Origin of the sequence: Mesorhizobium sp. M7A.F.Ca.ET.027.02.1.1, assembly GCF_004022985.1 — a bacterium.
GTDB lineage: Bacteria > Pseudomonadota > Alphaproteobacteria > Rhizobiales > Rhizobiaceae > Mesorhizobium.
Genome location: NZ_RZOL01000323.1, coordinates 1 through 7,202 on the forward strand (window position 1 = coordinate 1; position 7,202 = coordinate 7,202).

At 62.1% G+C, this 7,202-nt stretch carries 6 protein-coding genes; 3 read left to right on the forward strand and 3 right to left on the reverse strand.

The genetic code is table 11. The features are described from left to right. The coding region (locus EN749_RS26755) for a cobyric acid synthase (RefSeq protein ID WP_128364297.1) at positions 1-733 on the reverse strand (733 nt) is incomplete at its 3' end. Beyond that, positions 733-1,347: a dimethylsulfonioproprionate lyase family protein gene (locus EN749_RS26760; RefSeq protein WP_128364298.1), complete on the reverse strand. Its 615-nt coding sequence runs from the start codon at positions 1,345-1,347 to the stop codon at positions 733-735. The genes EN749_RS26755 and EN749_RS26760, both read right to left, overlap by 1 nt. Before the next feature lie 136 nt (positions 1,348-1,483). Between EN749_RS26760 and EN749_RS26765 the strand changes: the two genes are divergently transcribed. From EN749_RS26765 to mmsB, 3 genes are all read left to right on the forward strand, one after another. Next, positions 1,484-2,653, forward strand: coding sequence for an isobutyryl-CoA dehydrogenase (locus EN749_RS26765; protein ID WP_128364299.1), 1,170 nt, complete (start codon positions 1,484-1,486; stop codon positions 2,651-2,653). A 29-nt stretch (positions 2,654-2,682) separates the two neighbouring features. Next, positions 2,683-3,051 (forward strand): four helix bundle protein, encoded by a 369-nt coding sequence (locus EN749_RS26770; protein ID WP_127271453.1) that lies wholly within the window; start codon positions 2,683-2,685, stop codon positions 3,049-3,051. A gap of 133 nt (positions 3,052-3,184) precedes the next feature. Further along, positions 3,185-4,066 carry a 3-hydroxyisobutyrate dehydrogenase gene (gene mmsB / locus EN749_RS26775; protein WP_128287834.1) on the forward strand — a complete coding sequence of 294 codons (882 nt, stop codon included), beginning with the start codon at positions 3,185-3,187 and terminating at the stop codon, positions 4,064-4,066. 329 nt (positions 4,067-4,395) lie between these two features. Here mmsB and EN749_RS26780 read toward each other — a convergent pair whose 3' ends face one another. Continuing rightward, positions 4,396-6,831, reverse strand: coding sequence for an FAD-dependent oxidoreductase (locus EN749_RS26780; RefSeq protein ID WP_128364300.1), 2,436 nt, complete (start codon positions 6,829-6,831; stop codon positions 4,396-4,398). Positions 6,832-7,202 lie beyond the last annotated feature (371 nt).

Below are 7,202 nucleotides of genomic sequence, written 5' to 3' on the forward strand. Positions count from 1 at the left end.
CCGAATCCTCCGAAGGCAGGCGCGCCGCCGCCTTCAGCCACGGCACCACGCCGAAACAGCGCCAACCCGTGAATGTCTCGATCGACTTCAGCCCATCGTCGAACAGCGAAACGTCGCCGCGGAACTTGTTGATGAGATAGCCGACGATCATGCGCCGGTCCTCCTCCGGCAGGATCAGATGCGTGCCGGCGACCGAAGCGATGACGCCGCCGCGATCGATGTCGCCGACCAGCACCACCGGCACGTCGGCGCGCGTGGCAAAGCCCATATTGGCGATGTCGCGGCTGCGCAGGTTGATCTCGGCCGGCGAACCCGCGCCCTCGACGATGACGAGATCGGCGCCCTCGCCGACCTTGCCCCAGGAGTCCAGAACGGCGTCCATCAACTGGCCCTTCATCGCCTGGTAATCACGCGCCCGCGCTTCTCCGAACATTTTGCCCTGCACGATGACCTGTGCGCCGACATCGGTCTGCGGCTTCAGCAGCACCGGGTTCATGTGGACCGAGGGTGCCACGCCGCAAGCGATCGCCTGCAGCCATTGCGCGCGGCCGATCTCGCCGCCGCCAGCTTTGTCGCCGGGAATATCGGCAACGGCGGCGTTGTTCGACATGTTCTGCGGCTTGAACGGCCGCACCTTCAACCCACGCTTCTTTGCCGCGCGGCAGAGGCCGGCGACCAGCACCGTCTTGCCGACGTCGGAACCCGTGCCTTGCAGCATGATCGCTCTGGCCATCAGTCCCTGCCCTGCGCCAAGGTTCCGGTGATATCGGATTTCTGCGCCAGCGGCCCGCCGCGCCAGATGTACAGCGCCAGCAATGGGTCTTTGCCGGTGCGCATGGCGTGATTGACGTTGGACGCGTGGTGGACGACCTCGCCGGCCGTGCGCATGCAAAAGCCGCTCTCGCCCATGCGCCATTCGGTACCGCCGGTCAGCGGAATGTAGATTTCCTCGGCAATGTGATGGTGGTCGGGATAGACGATATCAGGCCCAAGGATCAGCACGCCGGCGGCGACCGCGTCATTGACGAAGTGGCCTCGGGTGCCGAACACTTCCAACCAGCCGTAATTGTCGATGAACTCTTTTCCGAAATCCGCCTCGCCATAGGTCTGCCCCCAGCGGAGATCGTTGCGCCGTTCAGCAAGCAGTTGCACCAGCGGCTTGGCATCCGGCGGCGCCAACTCTGCGGCGCGATCGAGATGACGCAGGCAGCTGAGCGGATGCGGCTCCAGCGTGCGAGCCGGCATGTCCCAGCCAATGCGCGCCACGGCATCGCGCACCAAGGCGTGATCCACGGAGAAAAGGTATGCGCGGAACCGGCCCAGCAGTTCATCGAATTTTGTCGTCACATCTTACTCCGGACATGCATTGATGCACAGCCGCTCCGCAGGGGATCGGGTTGCGCGGCGGCATCATTGGTCTAGATTGGTGCGCGCGCAAAGCCAAAAACGACAGGCCAACAGGTCGAAGATTAGGGAGCACGCCATGGACGCCGCGGTCGATGCGAGCACCAGCCAGTTCGAACTTAACGAGGAGCAGCGCGCCATCCAGGAGATGGCGCAGGCCTTCGCCGCAGACCGTGTCGCGCCAAATGCGCTCGACTGGGACCGTAACAAGCATTTCCCGGCCGATGTGATCCGCGAGACCGGCCCGCTCGGCCTCGGCGGCATCTACATCAGGGACGATGTCGGCGGCTCGGCACTTGGCCGGCTCGACGCCGTGCTGATTTTCGAGGCGCTGTCGCACGCAGATCCGGCTTTTTCGTCGTTCATCTCCATCCACAATATGGTGGCGTCGATGATCGACCGTTTCGGCAATGACGAGCAGCGCCAGCGCTTCCTGCCGAAGCTCACCTCGATGGAATGGCTGGCCAGCTACTGCCTGACCGAGCCAGGCTCCGGCTCCGATGCCGCGGCGCTGAAAACGCGCGCGGTCAAGAGCGGCGGCGACTATGTCCTCAACGGCACCAAACAGTTCATCTCCGGCGCCGGCGACAGCGATGTCTATGCCGTCATGGTGCGCACCGGCGCGGACGGCCCGAAAGGCATTTCCACCATCGTCGTGCCCAGAGATGCGCCAGGCCTTTCCTTCGGCGCCAACGAGCACAAGATGGGCTGGCATATGCAGTCGACCCGCCAGGTCATCTTCGAGGATTGCAAGGTGCCGGCGGAGAACCTTTTGTCCGGCGAAGGTGCGGGTTTCGGCATCGCCATGGCCGGGCTCGACGGCGGCCGTCTGAACATCGCCGCTTGTTCGCTGGGCGGCGCGCAGTCGGCGCTCGACAAGGCGCTTTCCTACACCGCCGAGCGCAAGGCCTTCGGCTCGAAGATCAACCAGTTCCAGGCGCTGCAGTTCAGGCTGGCCGACATGGAGACCGAACTGCAGGCGGCGCGTATTTTCCTCTATGCCGCCGCCGCGAAGCTCGACCGCAAGGCGCCGGACGCCGGCAAATGGTCGGCGATGGCCAAGCGCTTCGTCACCGATACCGGCTTCAATGTCGCCAACGACGCACTGCAGCTGCTCGGCGGCTATGGCTACCTGCACGACTACGGCATCGAGAAGCTGGTGCGGGACCTGCGCGTGCACCAGATCCTCGAAGGCACCAACGAGATCATGCGCGTCATCATCGCGCGAGCATTAATTGGAAGGCAGTAGGCAGTAGGCAGTAGGCAGTAGGCAGTGAGATGACCGGCAAGATCAATTCCTACAAGGATCTTATCGTGTGGCAGCAGGGGATGGATCTGGCTGTCGCCACCTATTCTTTGACCAAGGCATGGCCAAAAGAGGAATTGTATGGGTTGACCAGCCAAATCCGCCGTTCAGCAACCTCTATTCCTGCAAACATCGCCGAAGGTTATGGCCGAGACAACAGAGGTTCCTATCAGCAATTTCTGAGGATTGCCCAAGGCTCGCTGAAGGAATTCGAGACACACCTCCAGATCGCTGAACGCATTGGCCTTGCCACGCATGATCAAGCTAGTCAGTTGCTGACATCCACGGAGGGCATCGGCAAAATGCTTCGCCAGCTTATTTTCAAACTTGCACCCGAATAGACCCCTACTGCCTACTGCCTACTGCCTACTGCCTACTGCCTACTGCCTACTGCCTACTGCCTACTGCCTACTGCCTACTGCCTACTGCCTACTGCCTACTGCCTACTGTTAGCCCAAATCACGGAGCACCACTATGACGATCGCCTTCATCGGCCTAGGGAACATGGGCAATCCGATGGCCGCTAACCTGGTCAAGGCAGGGCATGCGGTGAATGGTTTCGACCTTGTGCCGGAAAACCTCACCGTCGCCCGAGAGCATGGCGTGACAGTGATGGCTAATGCCGTTGCCGCGGTGAAGGATGCCGATGTGGTGATTACGATGCTTCCCGCCGGCAAGCATGTGCTCTCCGTCTACGAAGACATCGCGCTCAAGGCCAAGCAAGGCGCACTCTTTATCGATTCCTCGACCATCGACGTCGAGTCAGCCCGCAAGGCCCATGCCGTCGCCAGGAAGCACGGGCTGTCGTCGATCGATGCACCGGTCTCGGGCGGCACCGGCGGTGCCGCGGCCGGCACGCTGACCTTCATGGCCGGAGGCTCCGATGACGCCTTTGCAACTGCCGAGCCGATCCTGAAGCCGATGGCCGGTCGCATCGTCCATTGCGGCGGCGACGGCGCCGGCCAGGCGGCAAAGATCTGCAACAACATGATCCTCGGCATTTCGATGATCGGTGTCGCCGAAGCCTTCGTGCTGGCGGAAAAGCTCGGCCTGTCACACCAGGCGCTGTTCGACGTCGCCTCGACCTCCTCCGGCCAGTGCTGGTCCTTGACCACCTACTGCCCGGTGCCCGGGCCGGTGCCGACTTCGCCCGCAAACAGGGACTACAACCCAGGATTTGCAGCGGCACTGATGCTGAAAGACCTGAAATTGTCCCAGGAAGCCGCGTATGGTGCGGGTGCTGTAACGCCGCTTGGTGCCGAAGCAGCCCAGCTCTATGCCTTGTTCAACGCCCAGGGACATGGCGGGGTCGATTTCTCCGGCATAATTAATTTTCTCAGGGGTAACCCAGCGTAACCCCCGGATTTGCCGGATTTTTCCGGCTTCCTTGGGTGGAAAAAGTGCAAATTTAGATTTGCTTAAGCTCTCGATAACTCCGCGGTAACGATGTCCCTATAAAACGGACTGCGAGGCGGACATATCTCATCCGCCCGGCGCTCCGGATCAGGTCTCGCGTACCGGAGCCCGTAAGTTTCGAAAAGTGCCATAAGTTTCGCAAAGTGTTTGCGTAGCGAAGCGCCATGCGTATCTGGCAAAGCCGCGTTCCTGATGGAGCGCGGTTTTTGCATTTTGCCCTGCAGCACGTTTTGAGACATCGATAACCCGGAACTGTACTCCGGGATGCCTCACATGCGCCCGCGGGCGCCTTCCGGATCATAGGGCGAGTCGGCGATCACCTTGGCCGCGCGGCGCTCGCCGAGGATGGACACCTCGAGCTCGGTGCCGGGCGACACAAGTGCCAGGGGCAACAGCGCAAGTGCGATGTCGTGACCGAAAGTGTAGGAGTAGCCCGCCGAGGTGATGTGGCCGACGAGCTCGCCTTCGCGGTAAACGCCCTCGAAGGCGAACGCGCTCGCACCATCCGTATCGATCGACAACGTGGCGATCCGGCGTGTCACCTGCTTCTGTTTTGCGACCAGTGCCGCGCGGCCGATGAAGTCCCCTTTGTCGAGGCTAATGAATCGGTCGAGGCCGCTTTCCCAGGCTGACAATTCGGGGTTCATGTCGCGATACATGGCGCGGTAGGATTTATCGAGACGAAGCGATTCCAGCGCTTGAAGTCCGGCCAGCCTCAGCCCGTGTGCCTCTCCCGATGCCAGGAGCGCATCCAGCAAATGCCGCTGATAGCAGAGAGGATGATAGAGTTCCCATCCCAGTTCGCCCGAATAGTTGACGCGCAGGAGCCGTACGTCGATGGCCATGCCGACGGTGCCGGACTGCACGCTGAACCATGGAAAGGCTTCATTGGAGAGGTCGATCTCCGTCAGCGGCTGCAATATGTCGCGCGCCTTCGGCCCAACCACCGTGAAGCTGCCGCGATCCTCGGTAACGTTGCGCAGATGCACGCTGCCGTCTTTCGGCAACAGCCGGCTGAGATCGTCAAGGTTCCAGCGCTCTGCGCGCGGCGTCGATATGAGATAGAACAGGTCGCTGTGCAGCCGCGCCACCACATACTCGGCCTGCACGCCGCCGGCTGGCGTCAGGTGATGGGCAAGACCGACACGACCGGAACGCGGCAGTCTGTTGGCCAGGATTCCGTCGAGCCAGTCCTTGGCGCCCGGCCCGCCGACCTCGAACTTGGTCATGGGAGTCATCTCGACCAGCCCAGCGGCCTGGCGGACAGCCTGAACCTCCGCGGCGACGTGGTTCCCTTTGGGGGTCCAGCGCCAGCTGTAGACATTGCGCGCTTCGACACCGGCAGGCGCAAACCAGCTCGGCATCTCCCAGCCGTTCAACACATCCCACACCGCGCCGAGCTGGCTTAGGCGATCATAGGACGGGGCCGTTTTCTGCGGTCGCGCCGCCGGCATGTCCTGGCCAGGATAGTGCTGTGCGGCGTGGGTGCCCCAGGCTTCCCGGACCTTTGCCCGGGTCCAGTTTTTGTTTGCATAGTGGCCGAACCGACGGGGATCCAGCTCCGTCGTGTCGATGCTGTTGCCGCCCTCCACGATCCGTTCGGAGAGGTAATAGCCAATCGCACCGCCCCAAAGGATGCCTCCCGGCACCCCTTCGGCGAGCCAGACATTCTCCAGACCCCACGCCTGTCCCATCAGCGGCAGTTCATCGGCCGTCATCTGGAAAGGTCCTCGCACATTCCGCTTGATGCCGGCGCGTCCGAGCGCGGGGACCAGTTCGGTCGCACGTTCCCAGTTCCAGGACACGGCATCGAAATCCTCATCGAGCAGATCGGCGCCGAACCATTCCGGGACGCCGTTTTCAGCGAACAGCTTGAGCTGCTCGGTGCGCTCATAGGGACCGAACATCAGCCCGTCGCCTTCTTCGCGCAGATAGCCCTCGTAACCCTCGTCCCTGAGGATCGGCATTTCCGGAAGACCAAGCCGCTTGCGTTCCACAATTTCGGGAACCGCCTCGGTGATCCAGTACTGATGCAGGATCGGGATCGCGGGAATGTCCAGGCCAAGCATGGCGCCGGTCTGGCGGGCGTAATTGCCTGTTGCAAGGATGACATGTTCACAGACGATCTCGCCGCGTGAGGTCTTGACCCTCCACTCGCCGCTCGGCATGCGTTCGAAGCCCACAACCTCGGTATCGAGATGGATCTTCGCGCCGAGGTCGCGTGCACCCTTGGCCATGGCCTGGGTGACATCGGCGGGTGCGATGTGGCCGTCATCGGGATGATAAAGGGCACCCAGCATGCTGTTGTTGTCGAGCAGCGGCCAGATTTCTCGCGCTTCCGCGGGCGATACGATCCGGGCCCGCACACCCTGGACCTCGGCAACGTCCATGTAGCTTCTGTACTCGTCCAGCCTGTCGCGCGTGTTGGCAATGCGCAGCTGGCCGCATTTGTGCCAGCCGACGTTCTGGCCCGTCTCCGCCTCCAGCCCCTCATAGATTTCGATCGACCTGGCTATCATGCGGCCGACATTGCGGCTGCGCGCGTAAGAGGGGATGAGCCCCGCGGCATGCCATGTCGACCCGGCCGTAAGCTGCGTTCGCTCCAGCAATGCCACATCGGTCCAGCCGCGCTTTGCCAGACCGTGGAGAATGCCTGCACCCACACAGCCGCCACCGACCAGGACCGCACGAAAGGAACTCACCATATGCGCGTGCCCTTGTATGAAATTGCCACCGGTCCACATGAACGCATGCGCATACTGTCAGACAGCATCCGGCTTTTCAGCATATTTCCTTGTCTGGAACGCAGCAGTGGTCACCCGACTGTTGGGCCACAAAGCCGGCCGAACTGTCAGCCTTCGCGCCCGCGTTTAGGCTGCGTTTTTGCGTTTTGCCCTGCTATATTCCGATTGCAGCATTCGGGATCGGGACATGATCTTCGTTGATCAGCACGATCGGCGCATCGGCTCCCTCGACCCTGACGACCAGCAGGCGCAGGCTCCATGTGCCGGCTGTCCGGACAGCGGTCGAATAGGCCGTGCCCTTGCCGTTGGCGCCGTGGACCGGAATGCCGAAC